We start from the raw sequence: 19,780 nt of genomic DNA, 5'->3' as shown, positions 1-19,780 counted from the left end.
CTCCAACGCCTGTCGCCAGCGGGCATATCGGATGCGCGCGATCACGTCGACCAGGGCGGAGAGCAAGTCGGTCCTCGACCACGTCGGCGTGCTCAGCATCGACCTGCTGCTTCCCGCCCAGCGCGACGGGTTCGTCGGCCGTCGCGCGGAGCTGAACCAGCTGCGCGGAAGTTTCGAAACCCACCGCCTGGTCACGTTGGTGGGCCCCGGTGGCGTCGGCAAGACACGCCTCGCACTGGAGTTCCTCGGCCAGCACTCGAACAGCCGCACCGCGCTCGCGGTGCCCGTCGAACTGGACGTCGTCAGCGACGGCGACATGATCGCGCACGCCGTCGCCACCGCGCTGGGAGTGCACGAACAGGGCGAGCGCCCCGTTTCGGACTCGGTTTTCGAGGCACTCGACAAAGCTCGCGTAACACTGTTGCTGGACAATTGCGAACATCTCGTCGAATCCTGTTCGTCCTTTGTGGACCTGGCGTTGAGCCGATGCCCGCGACTGCGGATCCTGGCGACCAGCCGGGAGGCGCTCGGGGTGCGCGGGGAGGTCGTCGTCCCGGTCGACGGACTGCCGTTGCCGCACCTCGACACAGGCACCGACGTCGCAGGCTCGCTGAACTTCGACGCCATCGCGCTTTTCGTGGAACGCGCCCAGGAGTCCGCTCCCGACTTCACCCTCACGCCGGACAACGCGGGCCACGTGGCCGCGGTGTGCGCGGAGCTCGACGGCAACCCGCTGGCGATCGAGCTCGCCACCCGCTGGGTCACCACGCTCAAGGTCGAGGACATCCGGTCCCGCCTCGGCAGCCGTTTCGAGCTGCTCACCACCGGGCGAAGATCCGCCCGCGCGCGGCAACGCAGTCTGCGCAACGCGATCGAGTGGAGCTACGAACTCCTGTCGTCCCGGGAACGCGCGGTGTTCCTGCGGCTGTCGGTGCTCTCCGGACCGTTCGACGTCGAGGCCGGCGTGGCGGTCTGCGCGAAGACAGGCATCGGCGACCACGACGTCCTCGCCGCGATCGCCCGGCTCCGGGCGACCTCGTTGCTCAGCTTCAACCGCGACACCAACAGATACCGCCTCCTGGAGTCGATCCGGCTCTTCGGCCTGCGCAGGCTGGAGGCCACCGGGGAGGCCGACGCGACCTGCGACGTGCTCGCCGCGTGGCTCGCCGAACTGGCGGAACCCCTGGTGCGCCAACCGCTCTCGTACCCGCGGGAGCTGCAGCGCAGGCTCGACGGACTGAGCGGCAGCCTCGACGCCGCCCTGCGCTGGACGGCCCGCGCGGACAGCTCCGACGACACCGGCAACCGGCGGCACGCCGTGCTCACCGCGGCGCTCGCGACCGGCTGGATGGCGCACGGGCACGTCACCGAGAGCCGCAGGCTGGTGCGGTCGGCGTTCGAGCGGGGCGGACTCGTGCCCGTGCACCGCGTCCTTCTGCTGACGTACAAGGCACAACTCGCACTGCTGCAGGGTCGTCTGACGACGGCCGCCGCCGCGCTCGACGAGGCATGGACGGTCGAGGTCACCCCCGACGCGGCCGGTGCGGTGCTCGGCGCCACGTGCGCGACGGGCGGACTGCACCTGGCACGGGCGGAGTTCGACAAAGCGCTGGAACGGTTCGAGGAGTGCCTGGCGATGGCCGGGGCACTGCACGAGCCGGTGACGGCGGCGGCCGCGGAGGAGCGCATCGCCTGGACGTGGCTGATGCGCGGGGACGCGGACCGTGCGGCCGAGGTGATGGCGCGGGTCCTGCCGGAGTTCGACGTCCTCCCGGTACCTCGGGCGCGCGCGGTCGCGTTGCACACGGCGGGCGCGATCGCGTTGGCGCGCAACCGGCTCGACGAGGCCGAGACGTACCTGCGCGACTCACTGCGCGCGTCGGGCGGCACGATGTCGCAGGTGTCGTTCGCCCTGGACGGCCTGGCGATGCACGCCGAACGCACCGGCCGGCCGGGACGGGCGATCGGGCTGGCCGCCGCGGCCGCGATCGTCCGAGGCGGCACCGTGCTCCCGGATCCCCTGTGGCGCCACCAGGTCGAGGACGTCGGCCGGCGCGCGCGGGCGACGGCGGGCCCAGCCGAGGCGGAGCGGCTGACGTCCGGGATGGCGGACCTGGCGGCCGACGACATGATCGCCTACGCGCTGCACGACGCCGACCTCCCGGCGGCGCGACCGAAAGCGCGGCCGGCGACGCTGGACGACGACGAGCAGGTGGTCGCCGACCTCGTCGCGGCGGGGTTCACCAACAACGAGATCGCGGCACGGCTCGGAGTCAGCCTCCGCACCGTCGCCAACCGCCTGCGCACCATCCGGGAGCAACTCGGTCTGGGTTCCCGCCGCGACATCGTGGAGTGGACGACGAACACCGCCGGCCATCCGGAAGTCACGCCGTGAGCGTCGCCTGGTAGGCCATGATCGCGGCCTGCACCCGGTTCTCGCACGACAGCTTGGTGAGCAGATTGCTGACGTGCGCCTTCACCGCGCCCTCGCTCACGAACAGCCGGCGGGCGATCTGCAGGTTGCCGAGCCCTTTGCCGACGAGCGCGAGCACCTCCCGTTCGCGCGGGGTGAGCCGGTCGACGAGCGCCTTGGCCCGGTCGAGTGGTTCGACCTCGATGGTCGCCACGCGGTCGAGCAGGACCCTGGTGACGGGCGGCGACACGACCGCCGCGCCCGTCGCCGCGGCGCGGACCGCGGCGATGAGCTCGTGCGGGTCGCCGTCCTTGAGCAGGAACCCCGCCACCCCCGCGCGCACGCCCCGCCGCACCTGACGGTAGCTCGCGGTCGCGGTCAGCAGGACCACCAGCGTGTCCGGTGAGAACCTGCGGATCTGCTCGGTCGCGGCCAGTCCGTCCACCACCGGCATCCGGATGTCCATCATCAGCACGTGCGGGTTGTGCACGCGCACCAGTTCGACGGCACCGACACCGTTGCCCGCCTCGCCCACGACGCGCACGTCCGGGGCGTTGTTCAGCACGGTGCGGATACCGCTGCGCACCAACGCGTCGTCGTCGACAATCCCGACTTTGATCATCATCTGGCTCCTCGCGGACCTAGTGGTGTGGCCCGGAACGTTGCCGGGGGAATGCGCGGTCAGACGGGTGCATCGCGGTGCCGCCCCCGCGTCCTCATCCTGGTTGGCTGTGGGCGCGGGGGCGGTGCCGCGAGGCGCCCTGCTGAGCGTGAATTACCTCGCCAACGTTCCGGGACGCGCCACTAGCTCGTCAGAGCGGCAGCACGGCCCTCACCCGGAAGCCGCCCTCCGGTGTCGGCGCGTGGCTCAGATACCCGCCCCGCCATCCGACCAGTTCCCTCATCCCCCGCAACCCCCGTTGCGTCCCCAGCCGGTCCGCGGCCACGGCGCCGCGGCTCGGCTGGTTGACCACCTCGACGAACACCTGGCTGCTGGCCACGACCACGCGGACCTCCGTGGGCACGGCGCCCGCGTGTTTGTGGATGTTCGTGAGCGCTTCGCGCACGAGCGACAGCACCACCTGGCTGACCTCGGGCTCGACCTGTCCCAGCTCGTCGGCCGTCAGCCGCACCGGAAGCCCGGCCCGGCGGGACGCGTCGACGAGCGTCGTGAGTGCGGCGTTGGCGTCGAACTCGACCTGCTCGAGGTCCGACTCCTCGCACAGGAGCGCGACGATCCTGCGCAGCCCGGCGATGGCCGACGTGCCCGCCTCGCGGATGGCCGCGGCGTGCTCGTCGGCGGAACCGGCCGCGAGCTCCAGCGCCCCGGCGTGCAGCACCATGAGGCTCAGCTTGTGCCCGATCAGGTCGTGGATCTCCTGGCCGATCGCCATCGGGTCCAGCTGGGTACGCCCGAAAGCCAGTGCGGAGGACATGTGCATCCCTTTCGATCCCGTCCTGGGACGTTCTGCTCACCAACGCGTTCAGTGTTGCCCTGCGAACGCAGAGCGACAGCGGCTGCGTAACGGGTGCAGGGGTGCACGTAACACTCACGTCTGTTCGTGCGGGTCAGGTCGCCATGTGAGACGACATCCGTCTCACATGGGTGGCTGATCGGCCGCCTCCAGACGTGTCGGCCGCTGGCTCAAAGGCCACATTTCGCCGCTGACGGAAGACGAGCGAGTCGAGCGTTCCTACGGTCCGTTCGAGGAGCACGACCTTCGAGTGAACGCGGGGGCATCCATGGCCGGCGTCCAGTGGACCATGCACGACGACCGTGCGGTAGCCGACCTGCTGGACCAGGTGAGCGCCGACCCGCTCGGCCACGTGTCCTCGTCGTTGTACGAGACGGCCCGGCTGCTCGTGCTCGCCCCGTGGTTGACAGGCCATGCCGCTCGCCTGCGTTTCCTGTTGTCCACGCAGAACGCCGACGGCAGCTGGGGCGCTCCGGACGGGTACGGCCTGGTGCCGACGCTCAGCGCCACCGACGCCCTGCTGACCCTGCTGCGGCGCGCGGAACCGGTCGACCGCCAAGCCGTGGCCGCTTCGGCACAACGCGGACTCGCCCGCCTGACGGACTGGCTCGCCACCGGAACCCGAGTGTCCATTCCGGACACGATCGCCGCGGAGCTGATCGTGCCGTGGCTGGTGGACGAGCTCAACGCCCACCGCGACCAGCCCCCGACCGGGGTGCCGCGGTGGCCCGCGCTCGGGCTGCCCTCCAACATCGACGACCGAACGCGGACCAAGCTCCACCGGATGGTCCGAAGTGGACAGACGATTCCGGAGAAGGCCTGGCACTCGCTGGAGGCCTTCGGAGCGGACGCCCGGCGCGCGGCTCTGGTGCGCCCGTCGCACGGCGTGGTCTGCGGCTCGGCCGCGGCGACGGCCGCCTGGCTCGGCGACCGGTCCGCGCACGAGGCGGCCGGCTTCCTCGACCATCTGCAGTCACTCGACAACGGCCCGGTGCGCGGAATCACCCGCATCGCCGTCTTCGAGACCGCCTGGGTCGTCTCGATGCTGGCCGACGCCGGCGTACCCCTCCCCCGCGGCTTCGCGTCCCGCCTGCGCGACGCGTGTGCCGACACCGGCGCACCGGCGGGCGCCGGCCTCCCCGCGGACGGGGACGACACCGCCGCGGTGCTGTACGCGCTGTCCAGGCTGGGCGAGCCCGGCCCCGTCGAGATCCTGTGGAGCTACGAGGGAGCGGAGCACTTCCACTGCTTCCCGCAGGAGCAGACCCCGTCGATCAGCGCCAACGCGCACATCCTCGACGCGCTCGGCGAGTACGCGCGGCCGGGAGAACCCCGGTTCGCCGCCGCGATCGGCAAGATCACCGGGTACCTGCTCGCGGAACAGCGGGCCGACGGCAGCTGGCAGGACAAATGGCACGCCTCGCCCTATTACGCGACGACGTGCTGTGCCCAGGCGCTGCACCGGACCGGCGGTCCCGGCGCCGAGCGCGCGGTGGCCCGTGCCCTCGACTGGGTGCTCGACACCCAGCGCGACGACGGTTCGTGGGGCCGATGGCAGGGCACCGCCGAGGAGACCGCGTACGCCGTGCAGTTGTTGTTGCTGTGCGGCGGAGACGAGGACGCGGCCACGCGGGCGGCGGACTTCCTGCGTGCCGCGGACGACCACCATCCGCCGCTGTGGCACGACAAGGACCTCTACACCCCGATCACGGTCGTGCGGGCGGCGCGGCTGGCGGCACTGCGGTTGATCGCCACCCGCACCCGGTCCACGACGATGGCGCTCGGAGTGATCCCATGACCCTGAACGCACTGCGGTTCAAGATGGACACACTGCGGTTCCTCGACGAGCGGACGGCCGCCGGCGACACCTTCTTCGAACTGCAGTCCCGGCCCGAACGCAGGCTGCTGGTGTGGCAACCGGAAGGTCTGGCCGAGATCTTCCGGTCGGAGCACAGGATGCGGCTCGCGTCGTCCAGCACCGTCGAGCCGCTCAGCGGGCACCACTCCCTGCTGTTCGCCAACGGCCCGCGGCACACCGCGTATCGCAAGGTGATCGGGGCACGGCTGCGTGGCCGTCCGCTGGCGGCCTGTCGCGACACCATCCGGCAGGAAGCCGAGGCGGCGCTGGAAGACGTCCGGCCCGGCTCGGTGGTCAACCTGCCGGAGTGGAGCCGCGCGCTGGCACTGCGGATCATCTCCCGAGTCCTTTTCGGACACGTCGACCACGAGCTCCTCACGACGTTCACGCGCTGGCTGGACTCCGCGCTCGGCACCAGAAGCCGCATGCTCGCCTATCGTTACCTCCGGCTGCCGCCCGCCGTGCCGACGCCGTGGCGGACCTTCCAGCGGCGACGGGCCGACCTCTGCGACCGCGTCCTGCGCGCCGCACCGCACGCCACCGACGGATCCCTCACCGCGGTGTTGCGCGACGGCGAACCCCCGCTCGGCGCGCTCGGCGACGACGACCTGACCGACCAGGTGCTGTCGCTGCTGTTCGCCGGTCACGAGACGACGGCCTCCGCCATGACGTCGGCCCTGTACTGGCTCGGCCGCCACCCGGACGTGCTCGCGGACGTCCGCGCCGAGCTCGCGGCGACGAGCGCCGACGGTGCGGTGGCGGAGGACGTGCCGCTGCTCGACGCGGTGTGCCGGGAGGTGTTGCGGATCTCCCCGCCCGCCATGATCGCGGGCAACCGGGTCCTCACCGAGGACATGGACATCCTCGGCCACCGCGCCGCCGCAGGCACTCGGCTCACCCCGTGCATCTACGCCGCGCACCGGCAGACCGACCTCTACCCCGACCCGCTGAGGTTCGATCCCGGCAGGTTCCTCGGGCAACGCACGCAGGCGCAGCGCTACCTGCCGTTCGGCGGCGGCACCCGACGCTGCCTCGGCGCCGACTTCGCCTCGATGGAGATGAGGATGGTGCTGGCCGCCGTGCTCAGGACACGCGACGTGCGGGTCCTCTCGCCGCACAAGGCCACTTTCGCGTTGCGGGGTCAGGTGTTGTGCTTCGGACCCACCCTGCTCGCCACCGTCGGCTGACGCCAGCCGGTCAGCCCAGCCGCACCGGGAGTTGCTCGATCACCCGCAGACCCACCGACCGGCTGCGCACCGGCGGATCCGCGAGGACCAGGCCGGGAAAGCGCGCGTGCAGCTTCCCGAGCGCCACCGCCACCTCGGTGCGGGCGAGGCGGGCGCCGACGCAGAGGTGCATGCCGTGGCCGAGGCTCAGCATCGGTGACTCCGGCGACTCGAATCGCCCCGGCAGGAACAGGTCCGGTTCGGCGAACGCGGCCGGGTCGCGGTTCGCGGCGGCGGGCATGACCCGCACCACAGCGCCCTTGGGGACGAGGCCGCCGCTCAGCTCTACTTCGTGTGTCGCGATCCGCGGGATCGCCGCGAACAGCACCACGGACTGCTGACGCAGCACCTCCTCGGCGAACATCATCGCTTCACCGTGCCCACCACGCAGCCAGCGAAGCTCGTCCGGATACCTCGTCATGGCCAGCACGCCGTGGTCGATGACCGACGCCGTCGTCTCGAACCCGGCGATCCAGAGCGTGGCGAGCGTCGAGATCAGCTCCTCCTCGGTGAGCCGGTCCTCCGCGGTGACCAAGGCCGAGACCAGGTCGTCACGGGGCGACCCCGCGCGGCTCGCGATCAGGCGCTGGAAGTAGGTCTGCAGCAAGCCACTCGCGTCATCAGCGGCGGCCTGGTGCTGCTCGCTCGCCGTGGCGCTCGACAACACCGGCACGATCGTCCGCACCAGCGCGGCCACCTCGTCCCGGTCCTCCGGCGGCACACCGATCAGCTCGGCCGTCACCTCCATCGGCAGCAGCACCGACAGCGCGCCGTGGAGGTCCACGGTGCCGCCGTCGCGCAACGGCTCGTCCACGACGTCCAGCAACCGGTCGGTGATCCGCGCCATCGCCGGTCGCAGCCCGTCCACCCGGCGGGCGGTGAACGCGCGTGACACCGGCCCGCGCAGCCGGGCGTGCTCCGGCGGGTTCTTGAACGTCATCCCGCCGCGCAACATCCGCTGGTAGTCGCTCGCCGGCTCTCCCGGGGGCACCTCGGGGTTGCGGAAGCCGTCCGCGCTCAGCACCCGGACCACGTCCGCATGCCTGCACGCGTAGTACTTCCCGTCCGCCGCAAGGGAAAGCGGGTCGTTCTCGCGCAGCCACGCGAGATACGGGAACGGGTCGTCGATGTGCGCGGGCTCTGCCAGCCGCTCCAACAAGTCCACGACCGACCGTAACCCGCAGGACCATGTGGGACGCCGAAACCTGGACGGACGGCCAGGTGCACGCACCGCGGCCGGTGTCCGGTCGTCATCAGGGCGCGGATGGGCCGATCGGCCCGCCCCGCCGCCGGGTCGACGCGACTTTCGTCCAGTAATTCCACACCACCCGGTGCCCTGTGAAGTATCCATCGATTGCGCGATCAACAGGTGAATGCGCTCTCACACGATCTCGATCCCGGAGGAGAAGCCGTGAGCAACAACGTGTCCGCGCCAGTCGACGCGTTGGCCGTGTTCGGCACGCCGGAGTTCCGCCGCGACCCCTATCCGTTCCTGAAGTGGTTGCGGGACAACGATCCGGTCCACCGGACGAGCAAGGGCTACTACCTGGTCAGCAGGCACGCCGACGCGGAGTGGGTGCTGCGCGACCCCGACCAGGTGTTCCGCACACCGGACCGCGACCGGCTCGCCGAGCAGTTCCCCGAGGCCGTCGGCTATCGCGCGGTGGAGCTCCTTCTCACCAGCCTGCCCTCGCTCAACGCACCGGTGCACACCCGGATCAGGAAGCTGGTGGCACAGGAGTTCACGCCCAGGAGGGTGTCCGGCCTGCACGAGCACATCGGCCTGCTCGCCGATCGCCACCTCGATCGGCTGTCCTCTGACGAGGTCGTCGACCTGCACGCGGAGTTCACGCGGCCGTTCACCCTCGACGTGATCTCCGACCTGCTCGGGGTGCCGGAGGACGTCCGGGGCGACCTGGAGCCGGACGCCTCGGAGCTCGCCTCGGCACTGGGCAGCGGGTCGAAGTCGTTGTTGGACAAGGCGGACGTGCACACCGCCCGGCTGGAGAGGGCGTTCCGGGACCTGATCGAGTCGAGCCCGCCGGGCACCCTGATCTCGGACCTGGTGCGCCGCCGGGACGAACCCGGCTCGGACGCGCTGTCCGACGAGGAGCTCGTCGCGATGATGTGGATCCTCTGGAACGTCGGCTTCGAGGGCACGGCCGCCGCGATCGAGCACGGCGTGCGCCTGCTCGCGGCCAACCCCGACCAGGGTCACTGGCTGCGCAACGGTTTCGACGACGCGACCGCGTTCGCCAACGAGGTGCTGAGGCACACCGGACCGCAGATCTTCCTCGGCGTCTCGCAGATCGCCACGCGCGACATCGTGCTGGGCGGCAAGGTGATCCCGGTCGGCGCCCAGGTGCGCCCGGTGCTCGCCGCGGCCAACCGGGACCCGGACGTCTTCGCCGACCCGGACCGGTTCGACCCGTCCCGTGACACCTCCGCGTCACTCGTCTTCGGCCAGGGCATGCACCACTGTCTCGGCGTCTTCCTCGCCCGTGCCGAGATCGCCATCGCGCTTTCCCGTCTGCACCAGCGGTTTCCCGCACTCGCCATGGCCGGCGAACCCACCTGGGCCGACACCTTCACCATGCGGATGCCGTCCCGGTTCCCGGTCGTCGTGGTGCCGTAACAGGATCGGAGACCACCATGTCGCCGCTCGAACTCAAGATCACCCAGCCGGACGCCGTGCGGGACGACGTGCCCCGGCACCTCGGCATCATCCCGGACGGGAACCGGCGCTGGGCCAAGGACCACGGCCTGCCGGTCGCCAAGGGGTTCCTGGCGGGAGCCAGACGCATCCCCGGCATCCTGCGGCTGTGCTCCGACCGGGGCATCGAGTTCGTCAGCCTGTGGATGTTGTCGGAGTCGAACCTGCGCCGCCCGGCGGTGGAACGCGCGGCCATGATCGAGCTGGCCGAGTGGACCATCACGGTGCTCGCCGAGCGGAGACAGTGGCGGCTGCAGCTCATCGGTCAGCTGGACCTGCTGCCACCGTCCACACGCGACTCGATGCGGGCCGCCGTCGCGACGACCGAGGACGTGGACGGCCCGGTGGTCAACCTGGCCCTCGGCTACACCGGGCGCAACGACATCACGACCGCCGTGCGGTCACTCCTGCTGTCCCCCGACGCGCGACGGTCGGCCGGCGCGGAGATCGCGGAGAACCTGACGCCCGACCAGATCCGGACCCACCTGTCGACCGGTGACCAGCCCGACCTCGACCTGGTGGTGCGCACGTCCGGCGAGGAACGGTTGTCGGGGTTCATGACCTGGCAGATCGCGGAGTCCGAACTGTACTTCTCCCCCAGACTCTGGCCCGACTTCGACGAGAGCGACTTCGACGCGGCGATGGAGTCCTACCGCGACCGCGACCGCCGGTTCGGCATCTGACCAGGAGACGTGACATGGCTGTGCTCGACACCGTCCGCCTCGCGACCCAGCGGCTCGGGTTCCTGCAGTCCTTGCGGGACAACGGCGACATCGTGCGGATCCACCTCGGCACCCGCCCGGCGTTCGTGCTCAACGCACCGGAGCTCGTGCGCCAGGTCCTGATGACCGACGCCGCCGAGTTCGACAAGGGCCGGTTCTTCGACAAGATGCGGCCGGTGCTGGGCACCGGCATCCTCACCTGCTCCACGCAGGCACACCGCCGGCAGCGGTCGCTGGTGCAGCCCGCGTTCCACCACGAGCGCGTCCGCGGCTACGTCGACATCATGGCGACCCTCGCCGGGCGAGTCGCCGACTCCTGGCAGCCGGGCCGGGTCCTGCGGTTCGACCACGAGATGCACGACCTCGCCCTGGACGTCGTGGCCACGTCGCTCTTCGCCGCCGACATCGGTCGTCGGGCGGTCGAGGAGACCCAGCAGCTCTTCCCGTACATCAGCAAGAGCGTCGCTCGCCGGACGCTCTCTCCGTTCCCATGGCTGGAACGGCTGCCGACGCCGGGCAACCGCCGTTTCGCGGCCGCGTGCGACCGGCTGTGGACGGTGATCGACGAGGTGATCGCCGCCTACCGCCGCAACGGCACGGATCACGGCGACCTGCTGTCGATGCTGCTGGCGAGCCAGGACGGCGACGGCCTGTCCGACCGCGAGATCCGCGACGAGGTGGTCACGCTGATGGGCGCCGGCACCGAGACCTCCTCCAACTCGCTGTGCTGGTTGTTCTACGAGCTCGACCGGCATCCCGTGGTGGCGCAACGGATGCGAGCCGAGATCGACGCGGTGGTCGGCGACCGGCCGGTGCGCTACGAGGACGTCAAAGGCCTGGCGTACACCCAGCAGGTCATCAGCGAGACGTTGCGGCTGCGCTCCCCCATCTGGTTCCTGATGCGACGGGTCACCCACGCCGTCGAGATCGGCGGCCTGCTGCTGGAACCGGGTACCGAGGTGTTGTTCAGCCCGACCGCGCTGCACCGCGACCCGAACGTGTACGCGGACCCGATGCGCTTCGACCCGGACAGGTGGGCGCCGGGCAACGACCTGCGGTCCGTCTTCCTGCCGTTCGGCATGGGGCCGCGCAAGTGCGTCGGGGACGTCTTCGCGCGCACCGAGATGGTCGTGATCGCGGCGACGATCCTGCGCCGGTGGCGGACCGAGGTCGTCGGCGGCCCGTTCGAGGAAGTGTGCTCCGGCTCCCTGCACCTGTCCCGTTTGCCGATCGTGGTTCATTCCCGGTGAGGACACCTTCGATGACGACAGCAGAATGGATCCGCTCGCGGCTCGCGAAGGTGCACCCGCGCCCGGCAGCGGACCTGGCGGTGCGGCCGCACGACTCGACGTTCGACGGCGAGCCGGTGCGGGAGTGGCTGCTCGCACCCGAACCCGTCCGCAACCAGCGCATCGAGTCCGAGGTGCAGAAGTGGGCGCTGCACATCGGGTTGTACCAACCAGGCTCGGCCCACGTCATGGCAGAGGGGCCGTGCACGATCCTGGCCACGGTGGTGCTGCCGGACGCGCCCGACGAGCTGGTGCGCCTGCTGTCGATGTACTGGACGCTGATCATCGCGTTCGACGACCAGGTCGTGGAGGCGGGCAGGCCGGCCCAGCCGTACCTGCGCGAGGTGCCCGAGATTCTGCTGCACGGAGTTCTGCCGGACCGGCCGGACGTGTTCCACCTCGCGTTCGCCGAGATCCGCGACGGAATCGTGGCCCTGGCCGGCGAGGACCTGCTGCCCGCGTTCACCCGGTGCGTCACCGACGCGATCCGCACGTACGCCGCGGAGTCCGAGACGATCGACGGCTACCTGCGCGACGCCGTGGCCAACTCGCACATCCTGCCCGGCATGCTCCTGCAGGGGCTGCGGCCGGGAGTGGCCGACCTCGACCACCTGGCGCGGCTCGTCACGGTGATCGCCCGGCTGGAGAACGACCTGCTGAGCTACCGCAAGGACGAACGCGACGGCGCCGCGAACATCTGCTGGATCGTCGCCCGTGAGTACGGCATCGAGCCGATCGCGACAGTGCCGGTCGTGGTCGGGATGATCGACGCTCTGCGCGTCCAGCACGACGACCTGCTCGCGGCGATCCTGGCGGACGAGTCCAGGGCCGCCGACCACCACCAGGCGACCACGATCAGCAAGTGGGTCGACGCCTGCTACGCCTGGTTCCTGACCGTGGCGCGCTACGGCGTGACCCGCTGACCAACGCGCCTGAGGTGGATGAAGGCCTGGCTAGCTGATGATGACGTCGAGCGTCGCGTAGCCGGCCAGGCCCGCCGACTCGCGCCGCACCGGCCGGCTCGCGAACCGAGCCTCCGGGAAACGCGCCGCGAACCGGCCGAGGACGGTGGTCAGCTCGACCTTGGCGAGCGCCATGCCGAGGCAGAAGTGAATGCCCGCGCCGAACGCCAGGCCGTACCCCGCCTTGCGACTGATGTCGAAGTCGTCCGCGTGCGGGCACCCGTTCGAGTCCCGGTTCGCCGCTCCCGGCATCACGAGCACCGTCGACTCTGCGGGTAGGTCCACCCCGCCCAGGCTCACGTCTTTGGCCGCCGTCCGCTGCACGATCTGGACCGGAGACGCCCAGCGCAGCACCTCGTCGACGACGTCACCGACCAGTGACGGGTCCTCCACCAGCTGCTGGAACTGGTCCGGGTGGGACAGCAGGGCGTGCATCGCGTTGCCGAGCGAGTCGGCCGTCGTGACGTAGCCCGCGAGCACCAGCAGCAGGACGCTGTTGCACAGTTCGGCGTCCGTCAGCTGCTCAGGGTCGTGGTCGCGGACGGCGAGGTAGTCCGAGATCAGGTCGTCCCGCGGGGTCACGCGGCGCTCGGCGACGAGCTCCTCGACATAGGTCTCGAAGTCCTCCGCCGCCTTGTCCGCGCGTGCCTTCTCCTCTTCGGTGATGCGCGGGTCGGTCAACATCACCAGGCAGTCCGACCAGGCGCGGAAGGTGCGCCAGTCCTCAGGCGGCACGCCCACCAACGCCCCGATCACCGCGACCGTGACCGGATAGGCGACGAGGCCGAGGTAGTCGGCGGGCGTGCCGTCGCGGCCCTGTGCGGCGAGCTCGTCCAGGGCGCGGTCGGTCTCCCGCTCGATCAGCGGGCGCAGCAGCTCCACCTTGCGCACGGTGAGGTCGCGGGCGATCAGCCGCCGGAGCCTGGTGTGGCTCGGCGGGTTGATGAACGGCAGAAGGGAGTACTTGTGGGCTTCTCCCCGCGACCTGCGCCAGCCGGGCTGGGTCTCGTCCATCCTCTCGGCGTCGATGACGGGGAAGTCGTCGGCGTTGTGCAGCACCTGACGGCTTTCGTCGGCGCCGATCACGAACCACTTGCCGATCGCCGGGTCGTGGATCACCTGCCCGGCGAGGCGCATCTTCCGGAAGCTCAGGAACGGGTCGTTGGTCTGGGTCATGAGAGGTAGTCGATTCTCAGGTAGAAACTGACGGGCGTCTGCAGGTAGCGCCACAGCGTGACTGCCGCGCGCAGCGGGTTCGGCTCCGCGAGCAGCGGGCCCAGGTGTTCGCGGAACCGGTCCACGCTGGCGTGGATCTCCTGCCGGACCTGGTCCTCGGTGAGCCCCAGCATCATCACGTTCAGGTCGCCCGAGCGACGCTCGCGTTCGTAGGACGCGTAGTCGTTGACCAGCCGCACGGCGATGTTCGCCTCGTCGATCGCCGCGTTCAGGCGGTTCCGGTGGGAGTGCAGGCTCGCCTGCTCGGTGACCATGAGCATGGCGAGCTGCATCGGTGTCTTCAGAATGCTCCTGGTGCCGATCTTCAGGTAGTCCTCGTAGCCGGGTGCGGGGGCACCGGCGGCCATCTCCCGCGAGATCCGCCACTCGTCGAAGCCCGCCACCCAGCCGTCGATCATCGTGTCGGTCCACCACTGGCCGAGCTCCCCGAACAGCGGACGTGCGACGAGGTCCGCCCTCAACTCGGCCAGAGCGTCGTTCAGCGGGTCGGGACGGTACGGCTCGCCGGAGATCGCCGAGGTGAACTCCGCGAGCCTGGCGCGGAACCTCGCCTCGTCGGCCACCGCCTCCAGCTCGTCGTCGACCGCCCACAGCAACAACGCCTGCCGGCACACGACGTCGAGGTCGGCGGCCGGCGCCCACGGTGCGGCCAGCGCCATCGTCATGCACGTCGGCCCGTAGCGCTGGACGTTGAGCAGGTCGCCGCGGCGTTTCGTCCATTCCTGCACCATCTTCACCAGCTTCAGGTGCAGGACGTAGGTGTGGACCGCGGGTTCGACCGGCACCAGGGCCGTCGGGGCAGTGGGCACGCCAGCACTCCTCTTCTAGCCAACGGTCACGGCCGGGGCTTCGCCCTCGACCGGTTCCATGTCCTCGGCGAGACGCAGGGCTTCCTCGATCAGGGTCTCCACGATGGCGTGCTCGGGGACGGTCTTGATTACCTCGCCCTTCACGAAGATCTGGCCCTTGCCGTTACCCGAAGCGACGCCCAGATCGGCCTCACGCGCCTCACCGGGGCCGTTCACGACACAGCCCATGACCGCGACGCGCAACGGCACCTCCATGCCCTCCAGCCCGGCGGTCACCTGTTCGGCCAGGGTGTAGACGTCCACCTGGGCGCGGCCGCACGACGGGCAGGACACGATCTCCAGCTTGCGCGGGCGCAGGTTCAGCGACTGCAGGATCTGGTGGCCGACCTTGATCTCCTCGACCGGCGGAGCGGACAGCGACACCCGGATGGTGTCACCGATGCCCTGACGCAGCAACGCACCGAACGCCACGGCCGACTTGATGGTGCCCTGGAACGCCGGACCGGCCTCCGTGACACCCAGGTGCAACGGGTAGTCGCACTGCTCGGCCAGCAGCTCGTACGCGCGCACCATGACCACCGGGTCGTTGTGCTTCACCGAGATCTTGATGTCGTGGAAGTCGTGCTCCGCGAACAGCGAGGCCTCCCACATCGCCGACTCGGCCAGCGCCTCCGGGGTCGCCTTGCCGTACTTCCTCAGCAGACGCGGATCCAGCGATCCCGCGTTCACACCGATGCGGATCGGCGTGCCGTGATCACGAGCCGCCGCCGCGATCTCCCGCACCTTGTCGTCGAACTTCCTGATGTTGCCGGGATTCACCCGGACCGCCGCACAACCGGCTTCGATGGCGGCGAAGACGTACTTCGGCTGGAAGTGGATGTCCGCGATCACCGGGATCTGCGACTTGCGGGCGATCGCGGGCAGTGCGTCCGCGTCGTCCTGGGACGGGCAGGCGACCCGGACGATGTCGCAGCCGGCCGCGGTGAGCTCCGCGATCTGCTGCAACGTCGAGTTGACGTCCGCGGTGAGAGTCGTCGTCATCGACTGCACCGAGACGGGGAACTCGTTGCCCACACCGACGTCTCCCACCATCAGCTGCCTGGTCCTGCGGCGCCGGGACAACACCGGCGCGGGTACCGGCATCCCGAGATCAACGGACACGGGCCACCTCCTCGATGACGTCGAGCGACAGGAAGTCCGCGACGATCTCGCGGGTCAGGTCCTGCGCGGTGAGGCCGCACCCGGCCAGCACCTCCGCGCGGGAGCCGTGGCGCAGGAACGCCGGCGGGACACCGAAGTTGCGCACCGGCACATCGCCGACCAGCTGCGCCACAGCCGATCCGACCCCTCCGGCGACGAGGTTGTCCTCCACGGTGACGACCATCCGGTGCCTGCCGGCCAGCCGCACCAGCGCCGGGTCCACCGGCTTCACCCAGCACGGGTCCACCACCGTGACGCCGACGCCGTGGTCCTGGAGCCGGTCGGCCACGTCGAGAGCCAGGTGCGCCATCGGCCCGACCCCGACCAGCAGCACGTCCGGGGTCTCGGTGGCGCGCAACACGTCCACGCCGCCGATCCGCAGCGGCGCCGGGAGATCCGCGGGCAGCCCGCCCTTCGGGAACCGCAGCAGCGTCGGGCCGGTGGTGTCGGCGACGGCCTCGCGCAGCTGGGCGCGCAGCGTGCTCGCGTCCCGCGGTGCCGCGATCCGCAGTCCTGGCACCAGGTTCAGCAGCGACAGGTCCCAGACCCCGTGATGGGAGGCACCGTCCTCACCGGTGACGCCGGCCCGGTCGAGCACGAACGTGACCGGGAGCCGGTGCAGCGCGACGTCCATCAACGCCTGGTCGAACGCGCGGTTGAAGAACGTCGCGTAGATCGCCACCACCGGGTGCATGCCGCCCATGGCGAGACCCGCGGCCGACGTGACGGCGTGCTGCTCGGCCATCCCGACGTCGAACACCCGGTCCGGGAACTCGGAGGCGAACCGGTGCAGGCCGACCGGCCGCAGCATGGCCGCCGTGATCGCCACGACCTCGGGACGTTCGGCGGCCAGTGCGGCGATCTCGTCGCCGAACGTCCCCGTCCACGTCGGTTTCGCGGCGATGGAAACGGGTTTGCCCGTCGACGGGTCGACCACGCCGACGGCGTGCAGGCAGTCGGCGTCGTCGGCCTCAGCAGGCGGATAACCCCTGCCCTTCACCGTCACGCAGTGGACCAGCACCGGTCTGCGTTGCCGCAACGCGACTTCACGGGCGTCGCGCAGCGCTTCCTCCAGTGCCGTCAGATCGTGCCCGTCGACCGGTCCGGGACGCACCACCAGCCCCATCTCCTCGAAGACGGACGCGTGTGCGGTACCGGCCCGGTGCCGCGCCAGGTGGTCGGCGAAGCCACCGACAGTCGGTGCGTAGGACCTGGTGTTGTCGTTCAGCACAATCACCATCGGACGGTCCCGCGCGACCCCGATGTTGTTCAGCGCCTCCCAGGCCATCCCGCCGGTCATGGCACCGTCGCCGATCACCGCGACCGGGACCCGCGCGTGCTCGCCGCGCAGCCGGAAGGCCTTCGCCAGTCCATCCACATAGGACAACGCGGTCGTCGCGTGCGAGTTCTCGTTCAGGTCGTGCACGGACTCCTCCCGGTTCGGATAGCCGCTGAGCCCGTCGGACCGCCGCAACCGCCCGAAGTCGTCCCGTCTGCCGGTGAAGAGCTTGTGCACGTACGACTGGTGCCCGGTGTCCCACACGATCGGGTCGTGCGGCGAGTCGAACACGCGGTGCAGCGCGATGGTCAGCTCCACGACACCGAGATTCGGCCCGAGGTGCCCGCCCGACCGGCACACGGCCTCGACCAGGAACCGCCGGGTCTCCTCCGCCAGCACCGTGAGCTGGTCGTGGCCGAACTCGCGGAGGTCCGCCGGGCAGCGGACCAGGTCCAGGAACTTCATTTCTGATCACCTCTGGGCAGTCCGAAGTGGATGGTCTCCTCCGCCACCTGCCGTTCGGCGACGGTCACCTCACCGAGCCCCCTCAGAGCGTCGATCACCTCGGTCACGAGGCTCGGCGGCGCCGACGCGCCCGCCGTCAACCCGATCGTGCGCACCCCCGTGAGCCAGGAGGCGTCGAGATCCCCCACGTCGTCGATCAGGAACGCCCTGGTCCCGTTGCGTTCGGCCAGTTCCACGAGGCGCAGCGAGTTCGACGAGTTGACCGAACCGACGACCAGGACGAGATCCGCGTCGGCCGTGATGGCGCGCAACGCGTTCTGCCGGTTCGTCGTGGCGTAGCAGATGTCGTCGGTGTCCGGACCGGCGAGCTGCGGGAACCGGTCGCGCAGCGCGTCGGCGACCTCGGCGGCCTCATCGACCGCGAGCGTGGTCTGGGTCAGGTACGACACCGGGCCGTCGATCTCCAGCCGGTCGACGTCGCCGGCGTTCTCCACCAGCAGCATGCCGGGCACCTCGCCGAGCGTGCCCTCGCTCTCCTCGTGCCCCGCGTGGCCGATCAGCACGACCGTGTCGCCGCGCCGCGCGAACCGCTTCGCCTCGCTGTGCACCTTCGTCACCAGCGGGCACGTCGCGTCGATCACCCGCAGGTCGCGTGTCCGCGCGTCCTCCCGGACCGCGGGCGAGACCCCGTGCGCGGAGAAGATCACCGTCGCTCCCGGCGGCACCTCGTCCAGTTCGTCGACGAACACCGCGCCTCGTTGCTCCAGCGTGCGCACGACGTGGACGTTGTGGACGATCTGCTTGCGCACGTACACCGGTGCGCCGCGCTGGTCGAGCGCTCGTTCGACGATCTCGATCGCCCGCTCGACACCGGCGCAGAACGACCTGGGCCCTGCCAGCAGCACGTGCCTCGGCCCGGCCGCGGATCCCCACGCGCGCAACGCTTCCAGCACCGCCGGGCGCGCGCCGGGATGCGGATCGCTCACGACCACGACCGCCCGGCCGTTCGCCGCGGCGAGCTCCAGCAGGCCAGGATCGTCGAGCAGACCGTCCGCCAGGCGCGCGTCGACGCCCCGCCGCAGCAGCTCGCCCAGCAGAATCGGCGCGGAGCCGCCTCGGGAGACGAGCACTGTTCCCGTTGTGCGCGAAGGAACTCGCACCGCCACCGCGCCGACGCCCAAGTCGTCGAGCAACCCGGTCAGCAGCTCGGCCGACCCGGTGGTCACCACCGCCACGCCCCCGGTGGAGACGCTCGAAATTCCAGCCGCACCGCGCAACCACTCGCACAGCGCGACGGACGGGACGCCCATGGACACTCCTGTTCATCCGCCGCTCGTGAACAAACCCGACTCGTGTGCCTTGATCGCCGCCTGCACCCTGTTGCCGCACTTCAGTTTCGTGAGCAGGTGGCTGACGTGGGCCTTGATGGCGCCCTCGCTGAGGAACAGGGCGCGGGCGATCTCCGCGTTGCCCGCGCCGTTGGCGAGGTGCACCAGCACCTGCCGTTCGCGGTTGGTGAGGTTCTCCACCTGAGCACGCGCCCGGGAGGCCCGGTCGCGGTCGTGTCTCAGGAACTGGTCGATCACGCCTCTCGTGATCGCCGGCGACAGGATCGCGTCCCCGGACGCCACGTCGATCACGGCCTTGACCAGCTCCCGCGGTTCGACGTCCTTCACCAGGAACCCGGCGGCACCCGCCCGGAAGGACTGGTAGACGCAGTCGTCGACGGTGATCTCGGTCAGGATGAGGACCTTGGTCGCCGGCACCTCGCGGTGCACGACCCGGGTGGCCCTGATGCCGTCCATCTGACCGACCCGCACGTCCATCACCATCACGTCGGGCCGGTGCCGGCGGGCGATCTCGATCGCCCGGTGCCCGCAGTCGGTGTCCGCGACCACGTCGATCCACTGGGAGGCGCGCAGGACGCTGCAGATGCCCGCTCGCACCAGCCGTTCGCTCTCCACCACCGCGACCTTGATCATGTGCACTCCCGTCCCAGGACGACGCAGGGGGTCATTCAGAGCACTGTTGAATGTTCACCCAAAATCTGGGAGCGCTACCACTGAACGGGCAGTTGAGACGCCCTGACGTGGAAATCAACCAATGACCACGTCCGTCCGCGCCAACGCGAGC

At 70.4% G+C, this 19,780-nt stretch carries 16 protein-coding genes; 7 read left to right on the top strand and 9 right to left on the bottom strand.

Annotated features, from left to right (window positions below; translation table 11 throughout):
* Positions 1–31 precede the first annotated feature (31 nt).
* Positions 32–2,395: a LuxR C-terminal-related transcriptional regulator gene (locus tag AB0M24_RS02975; protein ID WP_363760150.1), complete on the top strand. Its 2,364-nt coding sequence runs from the start codon at positions 32–34 to the stop codon at positions 2,393–2,395.
* Here AB0M24_RS02975 and AB0M24_RS02970 read toward each other — a convergent pair.
* Entirely contained in the window at positions 2,385–3,038 is a 654-nt protein-coding gene (locus AB0M24_RS02970; protein ID WP_363760147.1) for a response regulator transcription factor, read from the bottom strand. The two genes, AB0M24_RS02975 and AB0M24_RS02970, sit on opposite strands and share 11 nt — an antisense overlap.
* 187 nt (positions 3,039–3,225) lie before the next feature.
* Positions 3,226–3,849, bottom strand: coding sequence for a histidine kinase (locus AB0M24_RS02965; protein ID WP_363760144.1), 624 nt, complete (start codon positions 3,847–3,849; stop codon positions 3,226–3,228).
* Between the two features lie 307 nt (positions 3,850–4,156).
* Here AB0M24_RS02965 and AB0M24_RS02960 point away from each other — a divergent pair, with 307 nt between their 5' ends.
* Positions 4,157–5,686 carry a prenyltransferase/squalene oxidase repeat-containing protein gene (locus AB0M24_RS02960; RefSeq protein WP_363760141.1) on the top strand — a complete coding sequence of 510 codons (1,530 nt, stop codon included), beginning with the start codon at positions 4,157–4,159 and terminating at the stop codon, positions 5,684–5,686.
* Positions 5,683–6,933 carry a cytochrome P450 gene (locus AB0M24_RS02955; protein ID WP_363760138.1) on the top strand — a complete coding sequence of 417 codons (1,251 nt, stop codon included), beginning with the start codon at positions 5,683–5,685 and terminating at the stop codon, positions 6,931–6,933. The genes AB0M24_RS02960 and AB0M24_RS02955 overlap by 4 nt, the downstream gene beginning before the upstream one ends.
* A gap of 10 nt (positions 6,934–6,943) precedes the next feature.
* Here the strand turns inward: AB0M24_RS02955 and AB0M24_RS02950 are convergent, their stop codons facing one another.
* A complete protein-coding gene (locus AB0M24_RS02950) occupies positions 6,944–8,137 on the bottom strand; it encodes a cytochrome P450 (protein WP_363760134.1) in 1,194 nt (397 codons plus the stop codon).
* Positions 8,138–8,383: 246 nt separating this feature from the next.
* Between AB0M24_RS02950 and AB0M24_RS02945 the strand changes: the two genes are divergently transcribed.
* From AB0M24_RS02945 to AB0M24_RS02930, 4 genes are read left to right on the top strand one after another with little or no spacing between them, the layout of a single operon-like run.
* Positions 8,384–9,607 (top strand): cytochrome P450, encoded by a 1,224-nt coding sequence (locus AB0M24_RS02945; protein WP_363760131.1) that lies wholly within the window; start codon positions 8,384–8,386, stop codon positions 9,605–9,607.
* 17 nt (positions 9,608–9,624) lie between these two features.
* Positions 9,625–10,368 (top strand): polyprenyl diphosphate synthase, encoded by a 744-nt coding sequence (gene uppS, locus AB0M24_RS02940; RefSeq protein ID WP_363760128.1) that lies wholly within the window; start codon positions 9,625–9,627, stop codon positions 10,366–10,368.
* A gap of 14 nt (positions 10,369–10,382) precedes the next feature.
* Complete coding sequence (locus tag AB0M24_RS02935; protein WP_363760125.1) at positions 10,383–11,657, top strand: cytochrome P450; 1,275 nt, start codon at positions 10,383–10,385, stop codon at positions 11,655–11,657.
* Between the two features lie 11 nt (positions 11,658–11,668).
* The gene (locus AB0M24_RS02930; RefSeq protein ID WP_363760122.1) at positions 11,669–12,619 is read left to right on the top strand and encodes a terpene synthase family protein; all 951 of its coding nucleotides are present in this window, start codon (positions 11,669–11,671) and stop codon (positions 12,617–12,619) included.
* A gap of 30 nt (positions 12,620–12,649) precedes the next feature.
* Here the strand turns inward: AB0M24_RS02930 and AB0M24_RS02925 are convergent, their stop codons facing one another.
* The 6 genes from AB0M24_RS02925 to AB0M24_RS02900 are packed head-to-tail and all read right to left on the bottom strand — an operon-like array spanning position 12,650 to position 19,629.
* Complete coding sequence (locus AB0M24_RS02925; RefSeq protein ID WP_363760119.1) at positions 12,650–13,834, bottom strand: cytochrome P450; 1,185 nt, start codon at positions 13,832–13,834, stop codon at positions 12,650–12,652.
* On the bottom strand, positions 13,831–14,703 hold the full coding sequence (locus tag AB0M24_RS02920; RefSeq protein ID WP_363760116.1) for a terpene synthase family protein: 873 nt from the start codon (positions 14,701–14,703) through the stop codon (positions 13,831–13,833). Before AB0M24_RS02920 ends, AB0M24_RS02925 begins: the two co-directional genes overlap by 4 nt.
* Positions 14,704–14,718: 15 nt before the next feature.
* A complete protein-coding gene (gene ispG, locus AB0M24_RS02915; protein WP_363760113.1) occupies positions 14,719–15,864 on the bottom strand; it encodes a flavodoxin-dependent (E)-4-hydroxy-3-methylbut-2-enyl-diphosphate synthase in 1,146 nt (381 codons plus the stop codon).
* The gene (locus AB0M24_RS02910) at positions 15,854–17,647 is read right to left on the bottom strand and encodes a 1-deoxy-D-xylulose-5-phosphate synthase (protein ID WP_363760110.1); all 1,794 of its coding nucleotides are present in this window, start codon (positions 17,645–17,647) and stop codon (positions 15,854–15,856) included. The genes ispG and AB0M24_RS02910 overlap by 11 nt, the downstream gene beginning before the upstream one ends.
* On the bottom strand, positions 17,644–18,957 hold the full coding sequence (gene ispH / locus AB0M24_RS02905; RefSeq protein WP_363760107.1) for a 4-hydroxy-3-methylbut-2-enyl diphosphate reductase: 1,314 nt from the start codon (positions 18,955–18,957) through the stop codon (positions 17,644–17,646). The genes AB0M24_RS02910 and ispH overlap by 4 nt, the downstream gene beginning before the upstream one ends.
* 12 nt (positions 18,958–18,969) lie before the next feature.
* Entirely contained in the window at positions 18,970–19,629 is a 660-nt protein-coding gene (locus AB0M24_RS02900) for a response regulator transcription factor (protein WP_363760104.1), read from the bottom strand.
* Between the last annotated feature and the right edge of the window lie 151 nt (positions 19,630–19,780).

Source organism: Lentzea sp. NPDC051838 (genome assembly GCF_040681245.1).
In the GTDB taxonomy this organism is placed as follows: Bacteria; Actinomycetota; Actinomycetes; order Mycobacteriales; family Pseudonocardiaceae; genus Lentzea.
The sequence above is the reverse complement of the archived record's forward strand: the minus strand, read 5'-3'. Positions and strand labels throughout refer to the sequence as shown.

What these genes read in the sequence shown, in the direction of transcription:
- AB0M24_RS02975 (WP_363760150.1), top strand. Translation starts at nt 32, where the DNA reads ATGCGCGCGATCACGTCGACCAGGGCGGAGAGCAAGTCGGTCCTCGAC.
- AB0M24_RS02970 (WP_363760147.1), bottom strand. Translation starts at nt 3,038, where the DNA reads ATGATGATCAAAGTCGGGATTGTCGACGACGACGCGTTGGTGCGCAGC.
- AB0M24_RS02965 (WP_363760144.1), bottom strand. Translation starts at nt 3,849, where the DNA reads ATGTCCTCCGCACTGGCTTTCGGGCGTACCCAGCTGGACCCGATGGCG.
- AB0M24_RS02960 (WP_363760141.1), top strand. Translation starts at nt 4,157, where the DNA reads ATGGCCGGCGTCCAGTGGACCATGCACGACGACCGTGCGGTAGCCGAC.
- AB0M24_RS02955 (WP_363760138.1), top strand. Translation starts at nt 5,683, where the DNA reads ATGACCCTGAACGCACTGCGGTTCAAGATGGACACACTGCGGTTCCTC.
- uppS (WP_363760128.1), top strand. Translation starts at nt 9,625, where the DNA reads ATGTCGCCGCTCGAACTCAAGATCACCCAGCCGGACGCCGTGCGGGAC.
- AB0M24_RS02935 (WP_363760125.1), top strand. Translation starts at nt 10,383, where the DNA reads ATGGCTGTGCTCGACACCGTCCGCCTCGCGACCCAGCGGCTCGGGTTC.
- AB0M24_RS02930 (WP_363760122.1), top strand. Translation starts at nt 11,669, where the DNA reads ATGACGACAGCAGAATGGATCCGCTCGCGGCTCGCGAAGGTGCACCCG.
- AB0M24_RS02925 (WP_363760119.1), bottom strand. Translation starts at nt 13,834, where the DNA reads ATGACCCAGACCAACGACCCGTTCCTGAGCTTCCGGAAGATGCGCCTC.
- AB0M24_RS02910 (WP_363760110.1), bottom strand. Translation starts at nt 17,647, where the DNA reads ATGAAGTTCCTGGACCTGGTCCGCTGCCCGGCGGACCTCCGCGAGTTC.
- ispH (WP_363760107.1), bottom strand. Translation starts at nt 18,957, where the DNA reads ATGGGCGTCCCGTCCGTCGCGCTGTGCGAGTGGTTGCGCGGTGCGGCT.
- AB0M24_RS02900 (WP_363760104.1), bottom strand. Translation starts at nt 19,629, where the DNA reads ATGATCAAGGTCGCGGTGGTGGAGAGCGAACGGCTGGTGCGAGCGGGC.